21 protein-coding genes are annotated in these 25,684 nt (G+C 59.4%); 9 read left to right on the top strand and 12 right to left on the bottom strand.

Translation table 11 applies throughout. The features are described 5' to 3' along the window. Positions 1-2: 2 nt before the first annotated feature. Positions 3-656, bottom strand: coding sequence for a DUF938 domain-containing protein (locus tag J7416_RS15470; protein ID WP_209226057.1), 654 nt, complete (start codon positions 654-656; stop codon positions 3-5). Then, complete coding sequence (locus J7416_RS15465) at positions 653-1,720, bottom strand: FAD-dependent oxidoreductase (RefSeq protein ID WP_209226056.1); 1,068 nt, start codon at positions 1,718-1,720, stop codon at positions 653-655. Before J7416_RS15465 ends, J7416_RS15470 begins: the two co-directional genes overlap by 4 nt. 177 nt (positions 1,721-1,897) lie before the next feature. Between J7416_RS15465 and J7416_RS15460 the strand changes: the two genes are divergently transcribed. Both J7416_RS15460 and J7416_RS15455 read left to right on the top strand, forming a co-directional pair. After that, positions 1,898-2,296 carry a hypothetical protein gene (locus tag J7416_RS15460; RefSeq protein WP_209226055.1) on the top strand — a complete coding sequence of 133 codons (399 nt, stop codon included), beginning with the start codon at positions 1,898-1,900 and terminating at the stop codon, positions 2,294-2,296. Positions 2,297-2,299: 3 nt separating this feature from the next. After that, entirely contained in the window at positions 2,300-3,532 is a 1,233-nt protein-coding gene (locus J7416_RS15455) for a biotin/lipoyl-binding protein (RefSeq protein ID WP_209226054.1), read from the top strand. 70 nt (positions 3,533-3,602) lie between these two features. Here J7416_RS15455 and J7416_RS15450 read toward each other — a convergent pair whose 3' ends face one another. The 8 genes from J7416_RS15450 to xdhA form a co-directional block, all read right to left on the bottom strand. Continuing rightward, a complete protein-coding gene (locus J7416_RS15450; RefSeq protein WP_209226052.1) occupies positions 3,603-4,949 on the bottom strand; it encodes a hypothetical protein in 1,347 nt (448 codons plus the stop codon). Between the two features lie 322 nt (positions 4,950-5,271). Continuing rightward, positions 5,272-6,345, bottom strand: coding sequence for a BMP family ABC transporter substrate-binding protein (locus J7416_RS15445; RefSeq protein WP_209226051.1), 1,074 nt, complete (start codon positions 6,343-6,345; stop codon positions 5,272-5,274). 31 nt (positions 6,346-6,376) lie between these two features. Next, positions 6,377-7,297 carry an ABC transporter permease gene (locus tag J7416_RS15440; RefSeq protein ID WP_209226050.1) on the bottom strand — a complete coding sequence of 307 codons (921 nt, stop codon included), beginning with the start codon at positions 7,295-7,297 and terminating at the stop codon, positions 6,377-6,379. Between the two features lies 1 nt (position 7,298). Then, positions 7,299-8,381 (bottom strand): ABC transporter permease, encoded by a 1,083-nt coding sequence (locus J7416_RS15435; RefSeq protein WP_170466836.1) that lies wholly within the window; start codon positions 8,379-8,381, stop codon positions 7,299-7,301. A 63-nt stretch (positions 8,382-8,444) separates the two neighbouring features. Continuing rightward, positions 8,445-9,962 carry an ABC transporter ATP-binding protein gene (locus tag J7416_RS15430; protein ID WP_209226048.1) on the bottom strand — a complete coding sequence of 506 codons (1,518 nt, stop codon included), beginning with the start codon at positions 9,960-9,962 and terminating at the stop codon, positions 8,445-8,447. Next, entirely contained in the window at positions 9,959-10,894 is a 936-nt protein-coding gene (xdhC, locus tag J7416_RS15425) for a xanthine dehydrogenase accessory protein XdhC (RefSeq protein WP_209226046.1), read from the bottom strand. The genes J7416_RS15430 and xdhC overlap by 4 nt, the downstream gene beginning before the upstream one ends. Further along, positions 10,894-13,296, bottom strand: a complete 2,403-nt coding sequence (gene xdhB, locus J7416_RS15420) for a xanthine dehydrogenase molybdopterin binding subunit (RefSeq protein ID WP_209226044.1) — start codon at positions 13,294-13,296, stop codon at positions 10,894-10,896. Before xdhB ends, xdhC begins: the two co-directional genes overlap by 1 nt. Further along, a complete protein-coding gene (xdhA, locus tag J7416_RS15415; protein WP_209226042.1) occupies positions 13,293-14,654 on the bottom strand; it encodes a xanthine dehydrogenase small subunit in 1,362 nt (453 codons plus the stop codon). The genes xdhB and xdhA overlap by 4 nt, the downstream gene beginning before the upstream one ends. A gap of 343 nt (positions 14,655-14,997) precedes the next feature. On the opposite strand from xdhA, the gene dnaE reads away from it, so the two are divergent. From dnaE to J7416_RS15400, 3 genes are all read left to right on the top strand, one after another. Next, on the top strand, positions 14,998-18,498 hold the full coding sequence (dnaE, locus tag J7416_RS15410) for a DNA polymerase III subunit alpha (protein WP_209226040.1): 3,501 nt from the start codon (positions 14,998-15,000) through the stop codon (positions 18,496-18,498). Positions 18,499-18,581: 83 nt separating this feature from the next. Next, the gene (locus J7416_RS15405; protein WP_209226038.1) at positions 18,582-18,794 is read left to right on the top strand and encodes a YMGG-like glycine zipper-containing protein; all 213 of its coding nucleotides are present in this window, start codon (positions 18,582-18,584) and stop codon (positions 18,792-18,794) included. 5 nt (positions 18,795-18,799) lie between these two features. Then, positions 18,800-19,168, top strand: coding sequence for a hypothetical protein (locus J7416_RS15400; RefSeq protein ID WP_247744314.1), 369 nt, complete (start codon positions 18,800-18,802; stop codon positions 19,166-19,168). A gap of 4 nt (positions 19,169-19,172) precedes the next feature. Here J7416_RS15400 and J7416_RS15395 read toward each other — a convergent pair whose 3' ends face one another. After that, the gene (locus J7416_RS15395) at positions 19,173-19,367 is read right to left on the bottom strand and encodes a SlyX family protein (protein WP_209226257.1); all 195 of its coding nucleotides are present in this window, start codon (positions 19,365-19,367) and stop codon (positions 19,173-19,175) included. A 127-nt stretch (positions 19,368-19,494) separates the two neighbouring features. On the opposite strand from J7416_RS15395, the gene hisS reads away from it, so the two are divergent. The 3 genes from hisS to hisG are packed head-to-tail and all read left to right on the top strand — an operon-like array spanning position 19,495 to position 22,760. Next, positions 19,495-20,982, top strand: a complete 1,488-nt coding sequence (gene hisS / locus J7416_RS15390) for a histidine--tRNA ligase (protein WP_209226036.1) — start codon at positions 19,495-19,497, stop codon at positions 20,980-20,982. 3 nt (positions 20,983-20,985) lie between these two features. Next, complete coding sequence (locus J7416_RS15385; protein ID WP_209226035.1) at positions 20,986-22,074, top strand: ATP phosphoribosyltransferase regulatory subunit; 1,089 nt, start codon at positions 20,986-20,988, stop codon at positions 22,072-22,074. Then, a complete protein-coding gene (gene hisG / locus J7416_RS15380; RefSeq protein WP_209226033.1) occupies positions 22,071-22,760 on the top strand; it encodes an ATP phosphoribosyltransferase in 690 nt (229 codons plus the stop codon). The genes J7416_RS15385 and hisG overlap by 4 nt, the downstream gene beginning before the upstream one ends. On the opposite strand, the gene J7416_RS15375 is transcribed toward hisG, so the two are convergent. Further along, a complete protein-coding gene (locus tag J7416_RS15375) occupies positions 22,761-23,192 on the bottom strand; it encodes a DUF1489 domain-containing protein (RefSeq protein WP_209226031.1) in 432 nt (143 codons plus the stop codon). 129 nt (positions 23,193-23,321) lie between these two features. On the opposite strand from J7416_RS15375, the gene J7416_RS15370 reads away from it, so the two are divergent. Then, the gene (locus J7416_RS15370) at positions 23,322-25,604 is read left to right on the top strand and encodes an adenosylcobalamin-dependent ribonucleoside-diphosphate reductase (protein ID WP_209226029.1); all 2,283 of its coding nucleotides are present in this window, start codon (positions 23,322-23,324) and stop codon (positions 25,602-25,604) included. Positions 25,605-25,684 lie beyond the last annotated feature (80 nt).

The following is a 25,684-nucleotide window of genomic DNA, read 5'->3' as shown; positions in this document are numbered from 1 at the left end:
GATCACGTCACAGGTTTTTGCGCGACAAGAGCAAGATTGTTCGCTGGCATCTCAACCCTCTCGACCACAATCAGGTTGGATCGCTGTAGCAAGGCGAGCATATCGGCATCATTCTTGTATCCGATCTCCGGGTCTTGCTGGGTCAGTGCTGCGTGAAAATTCTGATCACCGGTGCTGGTCAACTCACCTGCGCGTTTGAAAGGCCCGTAAAGAACAAGACGCCCGCCGGAACCCAGCGCCAGCGCGGCTTCTGAAACCAGCGTTTCAACTTCGAGCCAACTGATCAGATGCAGCAGGTTAATCAAGACGATCAGGTCGTAGGCGCCGTACTTTGAATGCCAACCGGGTTGGGTCGCGTTCAATTCAACCGCGGGTGCTATGTTGTCGAAGCCTTCAGCATAGGCGTCTATCGAAGCGCGCCGGTCGGGCTCGATTTCGCTGGGCTGCCAGTGCAGGTCGGGCAGGCGATGCGCAAAGACAGCAACGTGTTGACCCGTGCCGCTGGCCAATTCCAGTGCGCGGCCTGTATGTGGCGCGACGCGTGCCAACAGATCACACAGAACCTCGGCGTTCCTGCTGGCTGCCGGGGCGACCATTTTTTGTCCCTCAGATGCTACGGCAACACTTGCATTCGGAGGTAGCTTACGAGTGGTCATGCGCAAAACCTTACTGGTTTCAGGGCCGCAACGTTGGTTGCATCCAGATCAGACTGAGACCCTGTCACTAGGTCCGCCACCAGTTGCGACGCAGCGGGCGCCGTTTGAAAACCATATCCGCCCTGGGCCGCAGACCAGATGAAACTGGGATCGGCAGGGTCGGGGCCCAGCACCAGGGTTCCGTCCGGTGAAAAACTGCGCAGCCCGGCCCAATTTGTCTCAACCCGCGTGACAGGCTCGGTCACCATCGCTTCGTACCGGGCCAGCCCTTCGGCCAGAACCATATCATCGGCATAGGCGTCGTGGGGAAAGCTGGGATCCGCTTCGCAGGGCGAAACCAGCAGCTTCCCGGCATCTGGTTTTGCGTACCAGCTTTCGCCCGCACCCAATATCAGAGGCCACCCCGTGAGGTCATGTCCGGCAGGGGCAGGAAGTCGTGCCATCGACCGGCGGCGCGGTTCGATACCGATGGGGGTTATCCCCGCCATCGTTGCAACCTTATCCACCCACGCCCCGGCGGCGTTCACCAGATTGTGGGCCTCATGGGTGTCCCCGGCCTGCACGATCCAATGTCCCTCTTTTTCGATAGCAGTTACCTTTCGGCGGGTCCTAACCGCGCCGCCATTCGCCCGGATGACACGTGCGAAATCCTGCAGCATTCGGTCTGTATCAATGTCGAAGGCCGCGGTGCTCACTGCCGCAAACCCCGCCGTATGCGGGTTAAGGATTGGCACCCGTGCCATTGCGTCCTTAAGCGATATTTCCTGCAGCCGAAGGTCTTTCCGGTCCTGTTGAAAGACCTCGCGTTGGTCATGGCCGCCAATCAGCATCAAACCACGAGGGGACAGATATCCGTTCGACACCAAATGGGCTTCGCTTGCTGCGTTCAGCGCCTTAACGGAAGGTGGGCCATAGCCCTTCTCGAACAAGGCTGCCGACCGGCCCGAGGTGTGATAGCCCAGTGCCTCTTCGGCCTCGAGAACAACGACATGGCCATGTTCGGACAGCCGCGCGCCTGTGCTTAACCCGGCGATGCCGCCGCCTATGACGAGGAAATCTATCATACTTTTCTGCGCCTCAGGGTTGAACCACTAGCGGCCGCTGTTTGATGCGCCGTCTTTCACAATTGGACCATTGCACGCGGTACACCGTTGGGAAAGAGGTGCAATTTCCGTAATGTAAACTTGATCCATGGAACTGGGCCTGCTTTTAGTGCGGCCTAATCGGAATCGGAGGCAGTCGTGACACCGGCAGAGTTACACCCATTGGCCACAGGCCATATCCCCTCGTACGTCACGCAGGCAGATGGAAGCGACTTTTTGCTGACCTTCATGTTTGTGTTTACGGTTCTGGTGATTGTGCTGATTGGCGTTGGCTACTTCACCTTGCATTCGATCCCCGAAAAGATCGCGCATGAATCCAATCACCCTCAGTTTCAGCTTGTCGGGATCTTGGCCCTGTTGGCGTTGTTTACTCATAACGGCTTGTTCTGGGTGGCTGCCATTCTGGTGGCCGGGTTCCAGTTCCCGGATGTAGCCGCACCGCTGCGCGCCATAGCTGATGCGATCCGATCATTGGGCAAACAAAGCGATGACGCGCCTGCACCACAACCGCAAGCCACCGCGCAGCAGGAGCAATAAGACATGCTGGAAACACTGATGTGCGCACTGGTCACGGTGCTGCCCGACTACCTGTTCCGGCGTTATGTTCAGGGTAAACGGATTGGGCATGAGATCACGCTGTTCACCATGTGGTACGAGCTGCGTTGGGGACTGACCACCTGCGCCATTCTTGCGCTGACCGTTATCACCACGCTGTTCTACTTCCACCCGGCCAGCAAAACCGCGGCGTCCTATTTCCGCACCGTAACGATCCTGCCGCAATTGGGCGGTCGCGTTTCCGAAGTCTACGTGACCAACAACCAGCAGGTTGTCGCAGGTCAGCCGATGTTCAGGATTGAGGACTTTACCCAAACCGCACAGGTCGAGGCCGCGCATGCTCAGATCGCGCAGGTCCAGGCGTCTTTGAAAGTTGCGGAAACCGATCTGGCCGAAGCTGAGGCCGGTATTGCCGGCGCGCGCGCCGCGCTGGACCAGTCGCTTGAAGATCTGGAGCGGAATACCACCCTGCGCGATGAAGGTTCCAGCGCAGTACGTCTGGCCGAGATCGACCGGCTGGAAAACCTTGTGGCCGAGCGTGAGGCCCAGCTGACTGCCTCACAATCCCGCCGCGCCGCTGTCGTGCAACAGATCGAAGAGTTGATCCCGGCGCAACTGGCCAGTGCGAACGCGCAGCTGGATGCCGCCCTGACCGAGCTGGACAAAACCGTGGTCAGTGCCGGGGTAACCGGGCGGGTCGAGCAGTTTGGCCTGCAGGTGGGTGACTATGTCAGCCCGCTGTTGCGGCCTGCGGGCATTCTGGTTCCGTCAAGTTCGGGCCATAACAGGTTCGAGGCGGCGTTCAATCAGATGGCGGCGCAGGTTATCAAACCGGGCATGATCGGAGAGCTGGGTTGCATGACCAAACCGTTCACCGTGATCCCGATGGTGGTGGTCGAGGTGCAGGACGTCATCCCCTCGGGCCAGATTCGCCCTACGGATGAGTTGCGTGATGTCCAAAGCAACACCAACCCGGGCTCGATACTTGTCTATATGGAACCTCTGTACAAAGGCATGACGGATGACATCCCTCCGGGCAGCAATTGTCTGGCGAATGTCTATACCGACAATCATGAACGGCTTGAGCATGAGGATCTGGGCTTCTGGCACGCAGCAGCCCTGCATGTGATCGACACAATCGGTGTCGTCCACGCGGCAGGCCTGCGTTTGCGTCTGATCCTGATGCCAGTGAATACGCTGGTTCTGACCGGACACTAAAAGATAGCTCAGCCCACAAAAAATGACCCCCAAACGGGGGTCATTCTTATTTTGCGCGGTTTAGTGTGAATCAGCCGAAGAAGTCGTTGACGGTTTCGACAAAGGCGAAGGCGTCTTCGCTATCTTCGAAATGCCAGACCTCTTTGCCGCCCACACCTTTGGGGCCAAGCGTCACTTCGGCTCCGTCCTCATTTACTTTGGTGACACGTGCGCCGCCGCTGTAGCTTTCGCTGACCGCGCCGTCTTTCTTGAGCGTCCCATCGAATTCGTCGCCGATAAACTCAATGAATGCGTCTTTTCCAACAAAGGTGGGTGACCCGCTGATACCTGCACCGCCGGATACCTTGTAGATAAACTCATCCTGAATCGGGCCTTCATGCGCTTCGACGCCTACTAGATCACGTACCGCGTCGATAAACTTCAAAGCCGCGGCTTGATCCTCGAATTCGTAACGTTCCTTACCGCCAACGCCCTTGCTGCCAAGATCGACAATGTTTTTGTCGGCGCCGATCAGTTTGATCTGCGACGCAGTGTAGTTTTGCGAGACCTTTCCATCCTTAAGAATGTCCCCGCCCATATCCATGGCCAGGTTTTCAATAACCTCGTCCAGAATTCCCGAACGATCTCCTCCTGGCCCCAGCGCTTCAAGCACGGCGTCACGAAAATCAATGGCGTCCTGAGGGTCCGTAAAGGCCCAGACCTCTTTTCCGCCTACGCCCTGACTGCCCAAATCCACGGATAGGCCATCCACTGAGATTTTTACCTGAGCAGGGTTCAGTGTGGTCGACCCTTCCCCGACATTTCCGTCTTTCGTCTTTGTGCCGCCAAACTGCTCACCAAGTTGGTCAACAAATGCGTCGGCCCACTTGAGATCTTTTTTCTCACCTGTGGGTTTGAACTTAATTTTCTGAATGTCATCGTCGCGTTGCGAGACAGTTATCGTGCGCAGGTAGTCACCGATTTGAACGCCGGACACTTGTTCCAGTTCGGTGGCCGTTGCTTTGCCCAACAGATCTTCGGCAAATTCCTTGAACTCGGCGGCCTCGGCTTGGGCATTTGCACCTGTGCCAAAATCTACCCGGAAACTTCCACCGACACCGCTTCCGCCAATTTTCACTTCAGTGCCGTCATCCTGAAGGTTAATCGAAGGGGACGTGCCGCCGGTGTCATAGGCGACTTGTCCGTTCTGGAAGTTTTCCAAAGCGTTGTCGCTAATTGTTCCATTGCTCTCGACAACAGTGTCGTCTTGCGCGTTTGGTTTGTTAATAGCTTTGGCTGCCTCAGCCAGGAACTGTGAAACGTTCTCAATGTCATGGCGGATCTCGCCATCAATTACGTATTGAATGAAACCGTCAGTCACCCAAACTTTGTAGAGTTTTCCGTTAATCTCACGTTCGAAAATTTCTGTAGTCGCCATCTTTACCCCCAAATTAGCTCGTGCATAACAAAGCAACTTAAAGAACATGAATTGGGGATGCTCAAGCGTATAAGCATCTAAATATCGGAATGTTCTAGCTATTGGATGACGTTGCCGAGCCGGTTAAATTCTGAGTTGCAAAGTACGCGTCATCTCTGGTGTTTTGGTAAATTTTTGGCGCGGAATCGTTTTCTGAGTGCCGCTTTTTTGAGCGCAACGCCGGAGCTTTGTGAGGTGCGATTCCCTGTCGAATTTTTGATTCGTAGAAAAGAAAAGACCCGCACCTAGGTGCGGGCCAAAAGCCAAAAGACTAGGCGAAAGCTTACTGTGGAATTTCGCCTTCCAGCCCCTCAACATAGAAGTTCATGCCCGCCAGCGTACCGTCATCAGCGGTTTCACCCTCGGCCAGCCAGTCGCTGCCGTCCTGCTTTTTCAGCGGGCCGGTGAAGGGGTGGTATTCACCCGCGGCCATGGCGGCTTTCAGCGCCAGTGCCTCTTCTTTGACATCGGCTGGAACGGCGTCAGTGATCTCGCCGATTGCCACCATGCCTTCGCGGATGCCATCCCATGTGTTGGCGGTTTCCCATGTGCCGTCCATGACAGCCTGGGTGCGGGCGATGTAGTAGGGGGCCCAATCGTCAATGATCGAGGACACGCGCGGGAAAGGCGCGTACTCGCTCATGTCCGAGGCCTGGCCAAAGGTGACAACGTTGCCTGCCTCTTGCGCAGCCGCCTGAGGCGCGGTCGAGTCGGTGTGTTGCAGGATGACGTCTGCGCCCTGTTCGATCAGAACGGTGGCGGCGTCAGCCTCTTTCGCCGGGTCAAACCAGGTGTAGGCCCAGACGATCTTGAATTCGACGTCCGGGTTCACCTTCTTGGCGTGGATATATGCGGAGTTGATGCCGCGGATCACTTCGGGGATCGGGTAGGACCCGATATAGCCGATGATGTTCGACTTGGTCATGTTGCCAGCGATATGGCCCTGCACAGCGCGGCCTTCGTAGAAACGCGCTGAATAAACCGACACGTTAGGAGCGGTCTTGTAGCCAGTTGCATGCTCGAACTTCACGTCCGGGAACTTCTTGGCCACGTTAATGGTCGGGTCCATGTAGCCAAACGAGGTGGTAAAGATCAGATCGGCCCCTTCCAGCGCCATCTGGGTCATCACGCGCTCGGCGTCCGGGCCTTCGGGAACGGATTCAACGAACACGGTTTCGACCTTGTCGCCAAAGTGTTCTTCCACGGCCAGGCGGCCTTTGTTGTGCTCATAGGTCCAGCCGCCGTCGCCCACGGGGCCGACATAGACGAACCCGACCTTGGTCTTGTCTTCGGCCATGGCCCCCGAGGCCAGACCCAACGCCATGGCGGCGCTTGCCAGAAGTGTTGTGAATTTCATGTGTTACTCCCCAAGTTGGTTCAATTGGCCCCTAGTGCGAGGCATGGAAGGTCCGGCCCAGTGAGGCAGGTGCGCTGCTCTTGTCGGCCGAAAGGATCACAAGCACAAGGATCGTGATGATGTAGGGCGACATTGCCAGATACTCGACTGGAATGGCAACGCCCGCTGCCTGCAAATTAAGCTGCAACACGGTGATACCGCCGAACAAATAGGCACCCAGCAGGGCTCGCCACGGTTTCCAGCTGGCGAACACCACCAGTGCCAGTGCGATCCAACCGACGCCGGCGGTCATCCCCTCGGTCCACTGCGGGACGCGGATCAGGCTGATATAAGCTCCGCCCAGTCCCGCGCAGGCACCGCCAAACAGGATCGCCATGATGCGGATTTTGATGACCTTGTAGCCAAGCGCGTGCGCCGCATCGTGGTTCTCGCCCACCGCGCGCAGGATCAGGCCAACCCGTGTGTATTTCAGTGTCGCCCAGACGGCGGCCGTCAGCGCGATCCCGACATAGAGGATCGGATCATGCTGGAACAGGATCGGCCCGATGACAGGAATGTCGCTGATCAGGGGGATGTGGATGTCGCCCATGCTGGGCGGTTTGACCCCGACATAGCTTTGGCCAAGCAAGGCGCTGAAGCCCAGGCCGAACAACGTCAAAGCAAGACCGCTGGCGACCTGGTTGGCCAGCGCCACCTGCGTCAGCAGCACGAAAAGCAGGGACAGCACCGCGCCGCCAATGGCCGCTGCGATAAAGCCCAGCCAGGGCGATCCGGTCTCGACCGAGATCGCAAAGCCGCTGATGGCGCCCACGATCATCATGCCCTCGACGCCGAGGTTCAGAACGCCTGCTTTCTCGACGACCAGCTCGCCGATCGCTGCCAGCAGCAGGGGGGTTGCAGCCACCATCAGCGAGGCGACCAGAAGGACGGGGTTAATCTCACCAAGGTCCATGTCACGCTACCTCGCTACGGGCCGCACGGATGCGGTAGTTTGTCAGAAGATCGAAAGCCAGCAGGAAGAACAGGAGCATGCCCTGAAACACCTGAATGGCAGCGGCGGGCAGACCCAGTTGCGACTGCGCGATTTCACCGCCGATATAGGTCAGCGCCATCAAGCCACCGGCAAGCAGGATGCCCACCGGGTGCAAGCGGCCCAGAAAGGCCACGATAATCGCTGTAAACCCATAGCCCACGTTGAAATCGATGCTGACCACGCCCGACGGTCCGGAAACCTCGAACATCCCCGCCAGACCGGCCAGAGCGCCGGACAGACCCAGACAGAACAGGATCAGGCGCGCCGGGTTCACACCAGCGAATTTCGCGGCCCGAGGGGCTTCACCCGTCAAACGGATGTGAAAGCCCAGCATATGCCGGTTCAACAGGACATAGGCAAAGATCACAGCAATCAGCGCTGTTACGACGCCCCAATGCATTCCCGACCCTGCGATCAGCTCGGCATTATGGGCACTCTCATAGGATTGCAGGTTGCGTGAGCCGGGAAAGCCGAACCCTTCGGGGTTCTTCAGCAGACCCAGAGAAACCGAGGCCAGCATCTGCTCGGCCACATAGACCAACATGAGCGAGACGAGAATCTCGTTCGTGCCAAAGCGCACCTTCAGAAAGGCCGGGATCATCGCCCATAGCCAGCCGCCAAACGCGCCAGCGATCACCATGATCGGGAAAATGTAGAACGCATCCAGCGGATAGAACGCCAGACCGGCCGCCGCACCAAAGATCGCGCCCATGATGTACTGGCCCTCGGCCCCGATATTCCAAATCCCGGCGCGAAACCCCAAAGACAGTCCAATAGCGATCAAAACCAGCGGCGCGCCTTTCACCAGCAATTGCGGGCGGTAATAAAAGGCGAACTCGCCAAACAGCGGTTCCCAGAAAATGGTGCCAATCGCCTCGACCGGGTTCTTTCCCAGAATGGCGAACAAGATGCCGCCAAACACCATCGTCGCCAACACCGCGACCACAGGAGTGGCATAGGACCACGCCTTGGACGGCTGAGGCCGTTTCTCCAACACAATCACCCGCTCATCCCCCTGCGTTCTTCATCTTTTTGAAAATACTCTCGCCGAAGGCGACACAACGCATCACACATGCGCCACCTCCATCCCGTGCGCGCCACCCATCATCAGGCCGATCTCATCAACGGTCAGGCCCGTGGTTTCGCGCGGGGCGCTTAGGCGACCTTCGTTCAGGGCAGCAAAACTGTCCGAGATTTCCATCAGCTCATCCAGATCCTGGCTGATACAGATCACTGCCGTTCCCTTGGCGGCCAGATCCAGAATGGCCTGCCGGATCGACGCCGCCGCCGCCGCATCCACCCCCCATGTCGGTTGGTTCACCACCAGCACGTCAGGGTTTTGCAACACTTCGCGTCCAATCACGAATTTCTGCAGATTTCCGCCCGATAGCGAACGCGCCGCGTTTTCGGGACCGGGCGTACGTACGTCAAAAGCGCTGATGATCTTCTCGGCAAAGCTCTTGGTCTCGGCCCACTTCAGGAAGCCGTTGTTTTCAAGCCCTTCCCGGACCGATCCGGTCAGCAAGGCGTTTTCAGTTAGGCTCATGTCCGGCGCAGCCGCATGGCCCAGTCTTTCTTCGGGCGCGGTCAGAACGCCCAACTTGCGACGCGCCGTCGGCCCCAGTTTGCCGATCGCCTGGCCGTTGAACTTGATCGCGTCAGCGGCTGTGGTGATCTCGCCTGACAGCACGCCCAGCAGCTCGTCCTGCCCGTTGCCGGCGACGCCCCCGACGCCCAGAACCTCGCCTTTGCGAACCGTCATGTGAATGTTCTTCAGCGCCGTCCCGAATTCCGAGGGCGAGGGCACCGACAACCCACTGACATCCAGCGCAACCTCACCAAAGTCACGCCCCGAACGTTCGGGCGTTTGCAGGGTCGAGCCCACCATCATCTCGGCCATGTCCCGTGCCGAGGTCTCGGACGGAACGCATTCGCCCACATTCTTGCCCAACCGCAGGATCGTGGCATGGTCACACAAGGTGCGTATCTCTTCCAGCTTGTGCGAGATATAGAGGATCGACGTGCCCTCGGACCGCAATTTATTGAGCGTTTCAAATAGGATATCGACCTCTTGCGGTGTCAGAACCGAAGTCGGCTCGTCCATGATCAAAAGCTTGGGGTCCTGCAACAGACAACGGATGATCTCGACGCGCTGACGCTCGCCCGCAGACAGGTCACCAACGGTCCGGTAGGGATCCAAAGGCAGCCCGTACGTCTCGGACACTTCGCGGATACGCGAGGCCAGATCACCCATCGGAGGGGGGTTCTCCATCCCCAGCGCGATGTTTTCGGCTACGTTCAGCGCATCGAACAGCGAGAAATGCTGGAACACCATCGCAATCCCATCGGCTCGCGCCGCGCGTGGTTCGGGCGGGGCAAAGGGTTGGCCACGCAGCAGCATCGTACCGCTGTCGGGTTTGACCAACCCATAGATCATCTTGACCAACGTGGACTTGCCCGCGCCGTTTTCGCCCAGCAGGGCATGAACTTCGCCCTCACCGATGTCAAAGGACACTTGGTCGTTGGCCACGACGCCGGGATAGGCTTTGGTCAGCCCTTGTAAGCTCAGAAGTGGAGTGGTCACGCGCTCAGGTCCTTTTTTCTTTCGTTCTGCCGGGCAGGGCGCAGGATTTGCGCCGCGACACCAACTGCGATCATCTGCGGGTGTTTGCCCAACGCAGGGTCCCCGATCGGACAGGTGATCCGGCCAATCTGCTCTGGCGTATGCCCCAAAGCGGCCAACCGGGACCGGAATCGCGCCCATTTCGTAGCTGAGCCGATCAGGCCAGCAAAGCGGAAATCATGCAAAAGCAGCCTGTTGCACAGTTCCAGATCCAGATTGTGTGAATAAGTAAGCACTAGATGCTCTGCATCGCGTGGTGCGTGGCGGACCAGTTCGGCCGGCTTGGCCGCCGGAACCGGGGTCACACCGCTGGGGATGACATCCGGAAACCGCTCGGGCCCGGTATCGACCCATGTGATTGCAAGATCGGGCAGCGGAGACAGGACATCGACCAGAGCCCGGCCGACGTGACCTGCGCCCCAGATCCAAAGGTTGCGCGTGGGTTCGTGCACCGGCTCGACCATCCATCCATCAATCAGCTGCGGGTCGGGTTTGACACCCTGACCGCGGGCTTGCGCCAGCAAACGTTTGACCGACAGGGGCATGTCGCCGCCCGAGGCCGAGCGTGCGATGATTGTGTCGTTCAGCTGTTCAACGGCCTTAACGTCATAGACTTCGCTCAGCAGGGTAACGGCCCCGCCACAGCACTGGCCCATGTCCGGGCCAAGCGCATGGTGTGTCTGGCGTATGGATGCCGCCTGCGATCGCGCTGCCTCAGCCGCCTGAAACTCTAGCGTTCCGCCGCCGATGGTGCCGGATTGCCCGTTCTCCCAAACAAGCATCGCGGCGCCGACCTCGCGCGGGGATGACCCCTTGATCGCGGCGATGACCACCCGGATCACACGCCCGTGGATTTTGACCGCCTCCCTCAAAGCCTCTCGATCAAACCCCATCAGATGCCTCCCTTCATCCTTTGGACGCCGCGCCAGACCTGTTCGGCGGTGGCGGGCGCATCCAACGCTGGGTAATCTTCACCACAGGCTGCCACCGCATTCGACAGGGCAAGCCAGGCAGAGATACCCAGCATGAAGGGCGGCTCTCCGACCGCCTTCGAGCGATAGATCGTATCCTCGCGATTTTCTGCATCCCAGAGCGCGACGTTGAAAACGTCCGGTCGATCCGAACAGGCCGGGATCTTGTAGGTCGACGGCGCATGGGTGCGCAGGTTGCCCTTGCCGTCCCAGACCAGCTCTTCGGTTGTCAGCCAGCCTGCGCCCTGCACATAGCCGCCTTCAACCTGCCCGATATCCAGTGCCGGGTTTAGCGACGCACCCGCGTCATGCAGGATGTCGGTGCGCAGAATGCGGTTTTCGCCGGTCAGGGTATCGACGGCCACCTCGGTGACCGACGCGCCGTAGGCAAAGTAAAAGAACGGGCGGCCACGACCTTTGATCCGGTCCCACTCGATCTTCGGCGTTTTGTAAAAGCCTGTCGCCGAAAGGCTGATGCGGCCCTGGTAGGCCAGCGCGGCGGCTTCGGCGAAGGTATAGCGTTCCTCTCCGACCGAGACGTAACCGTCCGAGAAGGTGACTGTCGAAGGATCGGCCTGATGCCGCTCGGCCAGATAGTCGGCCATCCGGTCCCGGATCGTGTCGCAGGCGGCTTTCACGGCCATGCCGTTCAGGTCACTGCCCGACGATGCGGCGGTCGCCGAGGTGTTGGGCACTTTGGCCGTATCCGTGGCGGTGATCTTGACCATCTCCAGCGGAATACCAAAGCGCGATGCGGCGACTTGTGCGACCTTCTGGAACAGGCCCTGACCCATCTCGGTCCCGCCGTGATTCAGGTGGACCGAGCCGTCCTGATACACATGCACCAACGCGCCTGCCTGATTCAGGTGGGTCAGAGTGAAAGAAATCCCAAACTTGACCGGAGAGAAGGCTATGCCCTTTTTGATGACGTCGTGCTCGGCGTTCCATTTCTGGATCGCATCCTTGCGCGCGGCATAGTCGCTGGATTTCAGCAGCGCTTCGGTCATGCCGTGCAGTTCAAAGTCGCTGACCTCCATCCCGTAGGGCGTGGTATTGCCGCCGGCGGGCAGCGGGCGAACAGGCGCGTCGCCCATTTCCACCGCGCCCCGGCTGGTCAGGTCTTCGTGCGGGTCGGGGTGACCCAGTGGTTTCTCTGCTGGCTGCGTCTCGGCGACTGTATGTGCCGGTTCGTAGTAGTTCCGGCAACGCAGTTCCACCGGGTCCAAACCCAGCTCATACGCGGCGTGGTCCATCACGCGTTCGATCCCAACCATCCCCTGAGGCCCGCCGAACCCGCGATAAGCGGTGGCGGATTGAGTGTTGGTCTTGAGCCGATGGCTTTCGATCCGCGCATTGGGCAGCAGATAGGCGTTGTCCGAATGCAGCATTGCGCGGTCGGCAACGGGCAAGGACAGATCCTGCGCCCAGCCGCAGATCGCATAGTGGTGGAAGGACACGCCCTGAATGTGCCCGTTCTCATCGAAGCCGGCCTTGTACGCGATGCGGAAGGCATGGCGCTTGCCGGTGATGATCATGTCATCGTCGCGGTCATAGCGCATCTTGCATGCTTTGCCGGTCGCCCGCGCGGCCACGGCGCAGGCAACAGCCAGCGCGTTGCCCTGGCTTTCCTTGCCACCAAACCCTCCGCCCATCCGGCGGGTTTCGACCCGGACGGCGTGCATGGGAACGCCCAATGCATCGGCCACTTTGTGCTGAATCTCGGTCGGGTGCTGGGTTGAGCTGTGCACCAGCATATCCGCACCCTCATTTGGCACGGCCAGAGCGGCTTGGCCTTCCAGATAGAAATGCTCTTGCCCGCCAATCTCGAAGGTGCCCTGGATTACATGGGTTGAACGCGCGATGGCCGCGTCCGCATCGCCTTTCGCGTAGATGCGTGGGCCGTCCTCGAACCGGCTGTCGGCGGCCAGCGCTTCTTCGACCGTCAGGATTGGGGTTTCCTCGGCATAGTCGATCTTGCCTAATCGCGCCGCCTTTCGGGCGGCCAGATGACTTGTGGCGACGACCAGAAACACCGGTTGGCCGATGTAGTGAACGGTGCCGTCCGACAGCAGCGGTTCGTCATGGATCGAAGGGGAGACATCGTTGGCAAAGGGCAGATCCTCGGCCGTCATTACCATAACCACCCCATCGGCGGCTTTTGCAGCCGACAGGTCCATCGCGGTGATCTTACCTTTGGCGATTGGGCTCAGACCAAAGGCAAGATGCAGGCTGCCCTTGGGCGTCGGGATGTCATCCACATAGCGCGCTGAACCGGAGACATGCAGAGGTGCCGCGTCATGGGGGAGGGGTCTGGTCACGCTCATGCCGACAACTCCAGAACGTTGGTCACCTCGCCCTGATCTTCCAGGAAGTAACGTTCGAGCATCGCTTTGGCGGTTTCCAAACGGTAGTCGGCCGAGGCCCGCATGTCCGTGAGTGGTGAATAGTCGTCGGCAAAGGCTGGCAGCGCGGCATCAATCGTCTCGCGCGTCCAGGGTTTGCCAACCAGTGCGGCCTCAACGTTAGTTGCCCGTTTGGGGATGCCAGCCATGCCGCCGAACGCGATGCGCGCTTCGGTGACCGCGCCGTCGGCAACGGTTAGATTGAAACACCCGCAGACGGCAGAGATATCCTGATCGAAGCGTTTGCTGAGTTTGTAGACTTTCAACCGATCGGCTTGGCGCGCAAAGCTGACCGCCTCAACGAATTCGCCGGGCGCGCGGTCTTGCTTGCCGTAGTCGATGAAGAACTCGTCCAGCGGGATCGACCGGCGCGTGTCACCTTTGCGCAAATGTAACGTAGCGCCGAGAGCAAGCAGGGCAGGCGGGTTGTCTCCGATTGGGGACCCATTGGCGATGTTGCCGCCCACAGTTGCCGCGTGGCGGACTTGAACGCTGGCATAGCGGCGGATCATCTCAGCATAGGACGCGTGCAGATCGGCCAGCGCCTCGCCCATGCGGTTCATATCGACCATGGCACCGAAGCGAACTTCGTCGTCGGTGATCGCAATCTCTTTCAGATCATCGCAGCGGTTCAGAAAAATCACAGGGTCCGGGTCGCGCAGTTGCTTGGTCACCCACAGGCCGACATCGGTTGCGCCAGCGATCAGAGTGGCGTTCGGGTTTTCAGCATAGACTTTGGCTAATTCGTCGGACGAACCCGGCAGCGTCGGTGAGGACGCCCGTGTCGCAACCGGCTTGTCCTTTACCCAAACAGGAACCGGTTGTTCCTCTGCCGCTTCAGCCGCCCGAATGATCGGGGCGTAACCGGTGCAGCGGCACAGGTTCCCGGCAAGCTGCGTGTCATGATCCGTCGCGCCATTGGCGTGGCTTGCAACCATCGACATGACAAATCCGGGGGTGCAGAAACCACATTGCGAGCCGTGCAGGTCCACCATCGCCTGCTGCACAGGATGCGCCTCGCCATCCGGGCCACTGGCACCTTCAACCGTGCGGACCGCTTTGCCATGCAACTGGGGCAGGAACAGGATGCATGAGTTCAGCGCCTTATGGCCGCCCTCATCCGTCACCATGACGGTGCAGGCCCCGCAATCGCCCTCGTTGCAGCCTTCCTTGGTGCCGGTCAGGCCGCGATCCTCGCGCAGCCAGTCCAGCAGGGTCGCTGTCGGATCGACATCCGACAGTTCCACTGTCTCTCCGTTCAGAAGAAACGTGATATTCATTCGAGAAACCCGTCGCCTTACCCGGTTGCGCCCCTGTGGCCCTCCTTCGATGCGACGTAGAAAGAGTGGCGGGCGAAGTGCTTGCCGTCAGATGTTAGAAACAGGGCAGCTTGTCTGGCAAGAAAAACTGCCTATTTGATACACCATAGCGCGCTGACGACGCGTGATAGTCATCCGCGTGTAATCTACAGGCGTTTGAAACTACAGAGATTTTTCCATTTGATTGCTGGTGATCTTCGAAGCACCTTCTGAAAAAGCCGAATAATCAAAGCTTATCTTTTAGGCATCCCGAAGCTGCGGTTCCTGCTTTTGCCCCGCGCCCGGCTGAGATAGCGTGGCGTTTATGAGCAGTACTCCTCGATTCATTCACCTCCGTGTTCACACCGAATATTCTCTGTTGGAAGGCGCTGTACGGCTGAAAAAGCTGCCGGGCCTCTGTGAAAAGATGGAGATGCCCGCCGTCGCCGTGACCGATACGAACAGCATGTTCTCGGCTTTGGAATTCTCGGTCACCGCCAGCGGCGCTGGGGTCCAGCCGATTATGGGCTGTCAGGTTGATCTGGCCTATGTACAGGCGCAGCCCGGCGAAAAGCCCAAAGCGCCCGCGCCGCTGGTGCTGCTGGCGCAGTCCGAGGTCGGGTACGAGAACCTGATGAAGCTCAGCTCGTGCCTCTATGTGGACAAGGGCGGACAGTTGCCGCAGGTGACTTTGGACGAGCTCGCGGAACGCTCCGATGGGTTGATTTGCCTCTCCGGTGGCCCGGATGGTCCGCTTGGGATGCTGCTGCAGCAAGGTCAACGTCCTGCGGCCGAGGCCTTGGTGGATCGCTTGGCGGCGATGTTCCCGGATCGGCTGTACATCGAACTTCAGCGCCATCCGGGCGAAGGTGGCCAACCCGAGGCAGAACGCCTGACCGAGCGTGGTCATGTCGAAATTGCCTATGCCAAGAACCTGCCGTTGGTTGCCACCAATGACGTCTATTTCCCGACGACCGATATGTATGAGGCGCATGATGCGCTGATCTGTATCTCGGAAGGGGCCTATGTTGATCAACAGGACGGCCGCCGTCGCCTGACCGCGCAGCACTATTTCAAGTCGCAGCAAGAGATGGCGACCCTGTTCGCCGACCTGCCCGAGGCGATTGAGAACACGGTCGAGATCGCCAAACGCTGCGCTTTCATGGCGTATCGTCGCGATCCGATCCTGCCGAAATTCGCCGATGACGAGGTCGCGGAACTGCGCCGTATTGCCAATGATGGCTTGCAGAAACGTCTGGCGGTGATCCCACATGCCGTGACGCCCGAGGAATATCAGGAGCGGCTGGATTTCGAACTGGGCATTATCGAAGGCATGGGCTTTCCGGGCTACTTCCTGATCGTTGCTGATTTTATTCAATGGTCCAAGGATCACGATATCCCGGTCGGGCCCGGGCGCGGCTCGGGTGCGGGGTCTTTGGTGGCCTATGCGCTGACGATCACCGACCTTGATCCGCTGCGCTATTCGCTGCTGTTCGAACGGTTCCTGAACCCGGAACGGGTCTCGATGCCCGATTTCGACATCGACTTTTGCATGGATCGCCGGGAAGAGGTGATCCGGTATGTGCAGCAGAAATACGGCCGTGACAAGGTGGGGCAGATCATCACATTTGGTGCTTTGTTGTCGAAGGCAGCCGTGCGCGACATCGGGCGGGTGTTGCAAATGCCGTATGGGCAGGTGGATCGCTTGTCCAAGATGATCCCGGTTGAGGGCGTCAAACCGGTTTCGATTGAAAAAGCCTTGAAAGACGAACCACGCTTGCGGGAAGAGGCGCGCAATGAGGAGGTTGTCGACCGCTTGCTGACATACGGTCAGCAGGTCGAAGGGCTGCTGCGAAACGCTTCGACACACGCGGCGGGTGTTGTGATCGGGGATCGGCCATTGGACGCGCTGGTGCCTCTGTATCAGGACCCGCGTTCGGATATGCCTGCGACCCAGTTCAACATGAAATGGGTGGAACAGGCGGGCCTGGTGAAGTTCGACTTTCTGGGTCTAAAAACGCTGACCGTGATCCAGAACGCCATGGACATCATCTTCAAGTCTGGGCGACCTTTGCACGTCGCGGCGGACGGCACCGAGCTCTACGAACCCGCTGAAGGCGCCGAGAACCAGATCAACGCGATCCCGCTGGATGATGAGGCGACATACAAGCTCTACTCGGCGGCCAAGACCGTGGCGGTGTTCCAGGTGGAATCCTCGGGCATGATGGATGCGCTCAAGCGGATGAAGCCGACCTGTATTGAGGATATCGTTGCGCTTGTGGCGCTGTATCGTCCGGGTCCGATGGAAAACATCCCGACCTATTGCGAGGTCAAGAACGGGCTGCGCAAGATCGAATCCGTCCATCCGCTGATCGACCATATCCTTGAGGAAACGCAGGGCATCATCGTCTATCAGGAACAGGTGATGCAGATCGCACAGGTGATGGCCGGGTACAGCCTTGGTGGTGCGGACCTGCTGCGTCGTGCGATGGGTAAGAAGATCAAAGAGGCGATGGATGCCGAACGGCCCAAGTTCGAAAAAGGCGCGGGCGAGAATGGCGTGGATGCCAAAAAAGCCAGCGAGGTTTTCGATCTGCTGGAAAAATTCGCCAACTACGGTTTCAACAAATCCCACGCCGCTGCCTATGCGGTTGTTAGCTATCAGACAGGCTGGCTGAAAGCGAACCACCCGGTCGAGTTTATGGCCGGCGTCATGAACTGCGATATCCACCTGACCGACAAGCTGGCGATCTATTTCGAAGAGGTCCGTAAAGGGTTGGAACTGCCCTATGTGCCGCCCTGCGTGAACCGCTCACTGGCGGCATTCGACGTGGTCGACGGGCATCTGGTTTACGCTCTGGGCGCGCTCAAGAATGTCGGTGTCGAGGCGATGAACCTTGTGGTCGAAGGTCGTGCGGATAAGCCCTTCGTCAACTTGTTCGATTTCGCCCGCCGCGTCGATCTAAAGAAGGTCGGGAAGCGCCCGCTTGAGATGATGGCACGGGCCGGGGCCTTTGATCAGCTTGATAAGAACCGCCGCCGTGTCTTCGAAAGCCTAGATCAGTTGGTGCAGTATTCGGCGGCGATCCACGATCAGAAGAACTCGAACCAGGTGTCGCTGTTTGGCGAGGCGGGCGACGACCTGCCCGAACCCCGCCTGTCGCCGACGCCCGATTGGCTGCCGGCAGAGCGCCTGAGCGAAGAGTTCAAGGCCATCGGCTTTTACCTGTCAGGCCACCCGCTGGATGACTACATGCCCGCGTTGAAGCGCAAGCAGGTTCTGACGCTGGATGAGGTGACTGAAAAAGCGCGCTCGGGTCCGTTGATTGCCAAAATGGCAGGTGTCGTTGCCGGACGGCAGGAACGTAAATCCGCGCGCGGCAACCGGTTCGCCTTTGCCCAGCTGTCCGATCCCACGGGTGCCTACGAAGTGACGCTGTTCTCGGAAACGCTGGAGAAAAGCCGAGAGTTTCTGGAAACCGGCGCGCAGGTGGTTCTGACCGCCGAAGCGACAATGGAGGCCGATCAGCTGAAACTGTTGGGCCGCTCTGTCGGGCCGGTGGATTCGGTGGTGGCCGAAGCAGGCGCAACCGGTCTGCGCATTTTCGTTGATCAGCCTCAAGTCCTGCCGACCGTCGCCAAAGTGCTGGAAGACGCCGCCGGTGCCGCCAAAAGCGCATCAAAAGGGCCGATCCATCTGTGCCTGCTGGATCCGGGCCTGCCGGGCGATGTCGAGATGGATCTGGGGCAGGAGTTCCCGATCAACCCGCAGATCAAAGGGGCAATCAAATCGCTGGACGGCGTTATGTCGGTCGAGGAAATCTGACACAGCGTTTTGTTGCCACAGGCAAATCACGCCGCTAGGCTGATCCCATATCCATTTGAAGACTGTCATAGGAGGGTTCCGATATGACACACTCTGGTATTGGTTTCAGAGCATTCACATTGGCCGTTGTCGCCTCGGTGGCGATGGCGTCGGCCGGGCTGGCGGATGACAAGAAGAAAAAGAAGACCATCGAAGGCGCGCTGATCGGCGCGGGCGTTGGCGCATTGGTCGGTGACGGCAAGGGCGCTGCAATTGGCGGTGTGGCCGGTGCCATCATCGGACATAACTGGAAGTGATTGTGATGCGGTTTTTTAAACTCAGAATGTTTGCTTGCGCTGCAATTCTGGCGGCCCCGGGTGTAGCCTTGGCAGATGACGCGGCCGAACAGATGGTGCAGGAAGCACTGCCCCTGATGCACTATACCTGCGCCTCAATCGCGGAAGAGGCGGATGGAGACGAAGAATTTGTCGTGACTGTTGTCGGAAAGATGACGGCCCTGTCGCTTTACAATCGTCAGATTAATATCGAGGATCATGCGGCCACCGATGAGGAAAAGGCCCAACTGCGAGAGGCATTCGTTGCCGCGCTGTCAGAAGGGTGCGCTGCGGACAAGGATGCCCTTTTGGGCGGAGTGGTGGACAACGCAGTGAAAACGACGCTGGGGCTGTGACCCGTCAATAATGCGGCGGGCGCTCGTCGCCCAGAACGATCCCGCCCGAGCCCTCCTGCTCGCGTTCACCTTCGCGGCGCATCAGCATCTCAACCCGCCGGGTCAGGCGATCAATCTCGTCCTGTTGGCGGGTGACGACCGCGTTCAGCTCTTCGACCGTGCGGGTCAGATGGGCGATCTGTTCTTCCAGATGCTGCATTGGAATCTCCTGTCTGAGGCCGGTCATAGCGACCCCCTTGGTCCAATGCCAGCGAAACCGCGCCTTGCCCCGATGCGGGCCATGGGATAGACCGCGCGCGGAACATGACCCGTGAAGGACGCCCCCGATGGCCAAGCCCAAGAAACAGCCCCGCCCCAAGGCAATTACGCCCAAAGGGTTCCGCGACTATTTCGGCCAGGAAGTCACGCAGCGCACCGAGATGCTGCGGGCTATTGCGGACGTCTATCATCGGTATGGGTTTGATGCTTTGGAAAGCAGCGCGGTGGAAACCGTCGAAGCGCTGGGCAAATTTCTGCCCGATGTGGATCGCCCGAACGAAGGCGTGTTCGCGTGGCAGGAAGTCGATGAGAACGACAAGGGCGACTGGATGGCCTTGCGCTATGACCTGACTGCGCCTTTGGCCCGGGTCTATGCGCAGCACCGCAACGATCTGCCGACGCCCTATCGCCGCTATGCGATGGGTCCGGTCTGGCGCAACGAAAAGCCCGGGCCGGGTCGCTATCGCCAGTTTTATCAATGTGATGCAGATACGGTGGGTACGGCCTCGATGGCCGCGGATGCCGAGATTTGTGCGATGCTTTCGGACACGCTGGAGACCGTCGGCATTCCGCGCGGTGATTATCTGGTGCGGGTCAACAACCGCAAGGTTCTGAACGGCGTGCTCGAGGCGATGGGTCTGGGCGAAGACGTAGCCGCCCGCGACAACGTTCTGCGCACCATCGACAAGTTCGATAAGGTGGGCGAGCAGGGCGTGCGCGAATTGCTGACCAAAGGCCGTCTGGATGCCTCGGGTGCGTTCATCGACGGAGTTGGCCTGAGCGATGATCAAGCTGAACCGGTGATTGCTTTCCTCACCTCCAAGGCAGTCGACACCGCTGGGACCTTGGCCAACCTGCGCGCTGCTGTGGGTGACAGCAAGATCGGTGCGGATGGGATTGCCGAGCTAGAACAGATCGGCGCGCTGCTGGATGCGGGCGGCTATGGCGCGGACCGGATCGAGATTGATCCGTCGGTTGTACGTGGCCTTGGTTACTACACCGGCCCGGTTTATGAGGCCGAACTGACCTTTGAGATTTTCGACGAAAAGGGCCGCAAGCGGCAGTTCGGTTCGGTCTCGGGTGGCGGTCGTTACGACGATCTGGTCAAACGGTTCACGGGACAGGAAGTGCCTGCGACGGGAATCTCCATCGGAGTCGACCGTCTGCTGGCCGCTCTGCGCGAAAAGGGTCGGATTGCTGCACAGTCAACCGGCCCAGTGGTCGTCACGGTCATGGATCGCGATCGAATGGCCGACTATCAGGCGATGGTGGCCGAACTGCGCAACGCCGGTATCCGGGCCGAGGTTTATCTGGGCAATCCCAAGAATTTTGGCAACCAGCTGAAGTATGCGGACAAGCGGAACTCTCCGATTGCGGTCATTGAAGGTGGCGATGAAAAGGCCAACGGCATTGTCCAGATCAAAGACCTGATCCTTGGTGCCAAGATCGCCGAAAGCGCCACGCTGGAGGAATGGAAAGAACGCCCCAGCCAGTTCGAAGTGCCGCGCGGTGATCTGGTCGCCAAGGTGCGCGAAATTCTGGACAGTCAGGACTGAGCTATGGCCAACCGTTCCCAGATAAAGGCCCGCGCCGCGATGATACGCGTCCGGTTCGAGGCCGCAGGTGCTCAGGTCGTTGACCCGCCGCTGCTGCAACCAGCGGAAACGCTGCAGGACCTCTATGGTGAGGATATCCGTGCCCGTGCCTACGTAACCTCGGACGCGCTGCGCGGTGAGCAGATGCTGCGCCCGGACTTCACGATGCCGGTCGTGCAGATGCACATGAGTGAGGGGGCCGAGCCTGCGCGATACACCTATTCAGGTGAAGTTTTCCGCCGGCAAGAGCACGACCCGGATCGCTCGAACGAGTATATCCAAGTAGGGTACGAAGTCTTTGACCGCAACGACCCCGCCGGGGCCGATGCCGAGGTATTCTCGCTGTTTGCCTTGCAACTGCGCGGGCTGCCCTTGCGCGCGGCAACCGGTGATATCGGGATTTTGACCGCGGCGGTGCAGGGCCTGCGCACAACGGACCGTCGCAAGGCGGCATTGATGCGGCACCTGTGGCGCCCGCGTCGCTTCCGCATTCTGTTGGATCGCTTTGCAGGCCGCAAACCTGAACCGGAACATCGGACCAAACTGCTGGATTCGGCCGATCCGATGGGTTTCGAAGTGCCGATGATCGGCAAGCGGCGTGCTGCCGAGATCGAAGCGCGGATTGAAGCCCTGCGTGCAGACCGGGATACTCCGCCGATTTCAGACAACGAACTGGCAGGGCTGGAGTCGCTGTTGGGTGTCCGGGAAACCATGCCCTTTGCGCTTGAGCAATTGCGCGATGTGGCAGTCGATCTGCCGCAGATCACACCGGCGCTGGATCGGCTCGAGGCCCGGATTGCTGCGTTGCAGGCGCGCGGGGTCGATGTTGAGACACTTGATTTCGAAGCCGCCTATGGTCGCACGTCGATGGAGTATTACGACGGGTTCGTCTTTGGGTTCTACGCCGAGGGCCGCCCCGATCTGCCACCGATTGCCACGGGTGGGCGCTATGATGCGCTGACGCGGCAACTGGGTAATGGCGCGGAAATCCCTGCTGTGGGTGGCGTATTGCGCCCGGACCTGATGCTCGAGATTGAGGAGGCCGCGCAATGAGCCTGAAACTTGGCGTGCCCTCAAAGGGCCGGTTGATGGACAAGACCTTCTCGTGGTTCGAAAAGCGCGGCATCACCCTGTCGCGCAGCGGATCGGATCGAGAATATGCAGGCAAGGTCGATGGGATCGACGGAGTTTCGCTGATCCTGTTGTCGGCGGGCGAGATCCCGCGCGAACTGGCCGCCGGACGCATTCATCTGGGCGTCACCGGAACCGATCTGGTGCACGAAAAACTACCCCGGTGGGAGCAGCAGGTCGAAGAAGTCTCTCCGCTTGGCTTCGGTAAAGCGGATCTGATTATCGCGACGCCGGCCTGCTGGGTTGATGTCGAGACGTTGGACGATCTGGATGCGGCCGCGGCCGCGTTTCGAAAGACGCATGGGCATCGTTTGCGGATCGCGACCAAGTACCACCGTCTGGTACGCGAATTTCTGACCGATGCTGGCGTGGCGGATTACACCCTGGTCGATAGCCAGGGTGCGACCGAAGGAACCGTCGTAAACGAAACCGCTGAGGCGATTGCCGATATCACCTCGACCGGTGAGACGCTACGCGCCAACCACCTCAAGATCCTGTCGGACGGTCTGATCCTGCAGTCGCAAGCCACGCTTTGGCGCAGCCGTGTCGCCTCTTACGGCGACCAGGAAAAAGCGGTGCTATCTGATCTGCTGGACCGGCTGCGCTAACTACAGCACACCGATTTCGGCTAGCGCACGGTTTAGGTCGTCGGGCAGGGCATCGTCTTGGTCGCGGGTTTTTGGCAGGTCGGCGGGCGTATCCTCGGGTTTAAGGTAGCGCCAACCCTGGAACGGACGTTTCAGGGCGTTCTGGGTGCGATGTACCTCGGGGTCGAGCACGATTGCGCAGCGGCGGATGCCGTCTTCGCCGCGCACTTCGTCTAGACGCAAGATTCGTTGACGGCACTGTATCACGCCCTTGACCACCCAATAGATTGATCCGCCGTTCAAAATCTCGGCCTCGCGCTTGGGCCACATACGGGTGACGTGGCGGGGCAGGCCGTCGTCGAACCGCTGTCGGTAACTGTTTTGCCACGCGATTAGAGTGTCGATGCTTTCCGAACCGACCGAGAGTTTTATGAGGTTTACGTACTTATCCACAGCTTTCCCACAGAGTCGTCCCACGCACCATCTTTATATTGTAGACTGATGCTGGCCGTCATCAAGGTGTTGTGGTGTGCGTGCGAATTGGGATAGTCTGGATACCTCTTTCAGAACAGGGAATCACCAATGAGCCGCTTTGCCGCCCCCATCGCCGAGCAGATCTGGGACATGAAATACCGTTTCAAACAGGCGGATGGCACGCCCATCGACCAAACGGTCGAGGACAGCTGGCGGCGTATCGCCCGCGATCTGGCACGGGTCGAGAAGGATCCGGCGCATTGGGAAGAAAAGTTCTATGAGGCGCTGGAGGATTTCAAATACCTGCCCGCCGGACGCATCACCGCAGGCGCGGGTACAGCGCGTCAGGTGACCCTGTTCAACTGCTTTGTCATGGGCACCGTGCCCGACAGCATGGGTGGCATCTTTGACATGCTGAAAGAGGCCGCTCTGACCATGCAGCAGGGTGGGGGGATCGGTTATGATTTCTCGACCATTCGTCCGCGTGGTGCCGATGTGAAAGGCGTGGCTGCGGATGCCTCGGGACCGCTGAGCTTTATGGACGTGTGGGACGCAATGTGCCGGACGATCATGTCCGCTGGCTCGCGCCGCGGCGCGATGATGGCAACCATGCGCTGCGATCACCCTGACATCGAACACTTCATCACCGCCAAGTCCGACCCGGCGCGCCTGCGCATGTTCAACATGTCTGTGCTGGTGACCGACCCGTTCATGGAGGCCGTCAAGGCCGATGGCCCGTGGGATCTGGTGTTCGGCGACAAGGTTTATCACACCGTTCAGGCGCGTGACCTCTGGAACAAGATCATGCAGGCGACCTATGACTATGCCGAACCGGGCGTCATCTTCATCGACCGAATTAATCAGGCTAACAACCTCAACTATGTTGAGACGATCGCCGCGACCAATCCCTGTGGTGAGCAGCCGCTGCCACCCTACGGCGCGTGCCTGCTGGGCTCGATCAACCTGGCGCGCTTGGTGGCTGAGCCGTTCGAGGGCGCAGCGCATCTAGATGAAGCAGCCTTGCAGGAGTTGGTCGCAACCGCCGTTCGTATGATGGACAACGTCGTGGATGCGTCGAAATTCCCGCTGCCCGAACAAGCGGCCGAGGCTCAGGCCAAGCGCCGCATTGGGCTGGGCGTTACCGGGTTGGCGGATGCTCTGCTGATGTTGGGCTTGCGCTATGGCTCTGACGAGGCGGCGCGTCAGACCGAACGCTGGTTGCACGCGATCGCCCGCGCCGCGTACCTTGCGTCGGTCGACTTGGCGAAGGAAAAAGGAGCCTTCCCGCTGTTCGACGCTGACAAGTATCTGGCCAGCGGCACGATGCTGCAGATGGATGACGATGTGCGCGATGCAATCCGGGAGCACGGTATTCGCAATGCACTTCTGACGTCGATTGCACCTACAGGGACAATTTCGCTGTACGCGGGCAACGTGTCTTCGGGAATCGAGCCGGTCTTTGCCTATGCATATACGCGCAAGGTTCTGCAGAAAGACGGCTCGCGCACCGAGGAAGAGGTCGTGGACTACGCGGTGCAGATGTGGCGCGACAAGTTCGGAGACAAGGAACTGCCGGACTATTTTGTAAACGCGCAGACTCTGTCGCCGTCCGATCACGTCAAGATGCAGGCAGCGGCGCAGAAATGGATCGACAGCTCGATTTCGAAAACGATCAACTGCCCTGAGGATATTGGGTTTGACGCGTTCAAGGACGTCTACATGCAGGCTTGGGATCAGGGCTGCAAAGGCTGTACTACGTATCGTCCGAACGATGTGACGGGGTCTGTCCTGACGGTTTCGGAAAGCGAAGACAAAGTTCCAGGCGAAAGCGCCACTGCCCCGCATGAGGTCGACGGTGGCGACGTGATCTATATGTCCGAACCGCTGGATCGGCCTCAGGCATTGGAGGGATCGACCTACAAGCTGAAATGGCCGGACAGCGAGCATGCGATCTATCTGACGATCAACGACATTGTCATCGGAGGGCGCCGTCGCCCGTTCGAAGTGTTCATCAACTCGAAGAACATGGAGCATTATGCCTGGACGCTGGCGCTCACCAGGATGATCTCGGCCGTGTTCCGGCGCGGCGGGGACGTGTCCTTTGTGGTGGAAGAGCTTAAGGCCGTGTTCGACCCCCGTGGCGGTGCATGGGTACAGGGCAAGTACATCCCGTCGATCCTGGCCGCCATTGGCGGTGTAATCGAGCAGCACATGATCAATATCGGCTTTCTTGAGGGTGAAGGCATGGGCCTGAAATCCGACCCTCAGGCGCAAGTGGTCAACATGGACGCCCCACGGGGCAAGGCATGCCCATCCTGTGGTCAGTATGACATGGTAATGATCGAGGGCTGCATGACCTGCCGCAGTTGTGGGCACTCCAAGTGCGGCTGACTGCCCGACCACGCCTTGTTTTGCTGCAGCAGCGTTGGTGATCGGTGACGCTAAATCCCCTATCGTTTCGTCAAGCCTGT

The sequence above is a fragment of the Ruegeria sp. R14_0 genome (genome assembly GCF_017743975.1).
Classification (GTDB): Bacteria; Pseudomonadota; Alphaproteobacteria; order Rhodobacterales; family Rhodobacteraceae; genus Ruegeria.
The sequence above is the reverse complement of the archived record's forward strand: the minus strand, read 5'-3'. Positions and strand labels throughout refer to the sequence as shown.

Excerpts from the sequence above, each read along its gene's own strand:
- J7416_RS15455 (WP_209226054.1), top strand. The coding sequence starts at position 2,300 with ATGCTGGAAACACTGATGTGCGCACTGGTCACGGTGCTGCCCGACTAC.
- J7416_RS15385 (WP_209226035.1), top strand. The coding sequence starts at position 20,986 with ATGGCCAACCGTTCCCAGATAAAGGCCCGCGCCGCGATGATACGCGTC.
- hisS (WP_209226036.1), top strand. The coding sequence starts at position 19,495 with ATGGCCAAGCCCAAGAAACAGCCCCGCCCCAAGGCAATTACGCCCAAA.
- hisG (WP_209226033.1), top strand. The coding sequence starts at position 22,071 with ATGAGCCTGAAACTTGGCGTGCCCTCAAAGGGCCGGTTGATGGACAAG.
- J7416_RS15470 (WP_209226057.1), bottom strand. The coding sequence starts at position 656 with ATGACCACTCGTAAGCTACCTCCGAATGCAAGTGTTGCCGTAGCATCT.
- J7416_RS15465 (WP_209226056.1), bottom strand. The coding sequence starts at position 1,720 with ATGATAGATTTCCTCGTCATAGGCGGCGGCATCGCCGGGTTAAGCACA.
- J7416_RS15370 (WP_209226029.1), top strand. The coding sequence starts at position 23,322 with ATGAGCCGCTTTGCCGCCCCCATCGCCGAGCAGATCTGGGACATGAAA.
- dnaE (WP_209226040.1), top strand. The coding sequence starts at position 14,998 with ATGAGCAGTACTCCTCGATTCATTCACCTCCGTGTTCACACCGAATAT.
- J7416_RS15445 (WP_209226051.1), bottom strand. The coding sequence starts at position 6,345 with ATGAAATTCACAACACTTCTGGCAAGCGCCGCCATGGCGTTGGGTCTG.
- xdhC (WP_209226046.1), bottom strand. The coding sequence starts at position 10,894 with ATGGGGTTTGATCGAGAGGCTTTGAGGGAGGCGGTCAAAATCCACGGG.
- J7416_RS15440 (WP_209226050.1), bottom strand. The coding sequence starts at position 7,297 with ATGGACCTTGGTGAGATTAACCCCGTCCTTCTGGTCGCCTCGCTGATG.
- xdhA (WP_209226042.1), bottom strand. The coding sequence starts at position 14,654 with ATGAATATCACGTTTCTTCTGAACGGAGAGACAGTGGAACTGTCGGAT.
- J7416_RS15405 (WP_209226038.1), top strand. The coding sequence starts at position 18,582 with ATGACACACTCTGGTATTGGTTTCAGAGCATTCACATTGGCCGTTGTC.
- J7416_RS15395 (WP_209226257.1), bottom strand. The coding sequence starts at position 19,367 with ATGCAGCATCTGGAAGAACAGATCGCCCATCTGACCCGCACGGTCGAA.
- J7416_RS15450 (WP_209226052.1), bottom strand. The coding sequence starts at position 4,949 with ATGGCGACTACAGAAATTTTCGAACGTGAGATTAACGGAAAACTCTAC.
- J7416_RS15400 (WP_247744314.1), top strand. The coding sequence starts at position 18,800 with ATGCGGTTTTTTAAACTCAGAATGTTTGCTTGCGCTGCAATTCTGGCG.
- xdhB (WP_209226044.1), bottom strand. The coding sequence starts at position 13,296 with ATGAGCGTGACCAGACCCCTCCCCCATGACGCGGCACCTCTGCATGTC.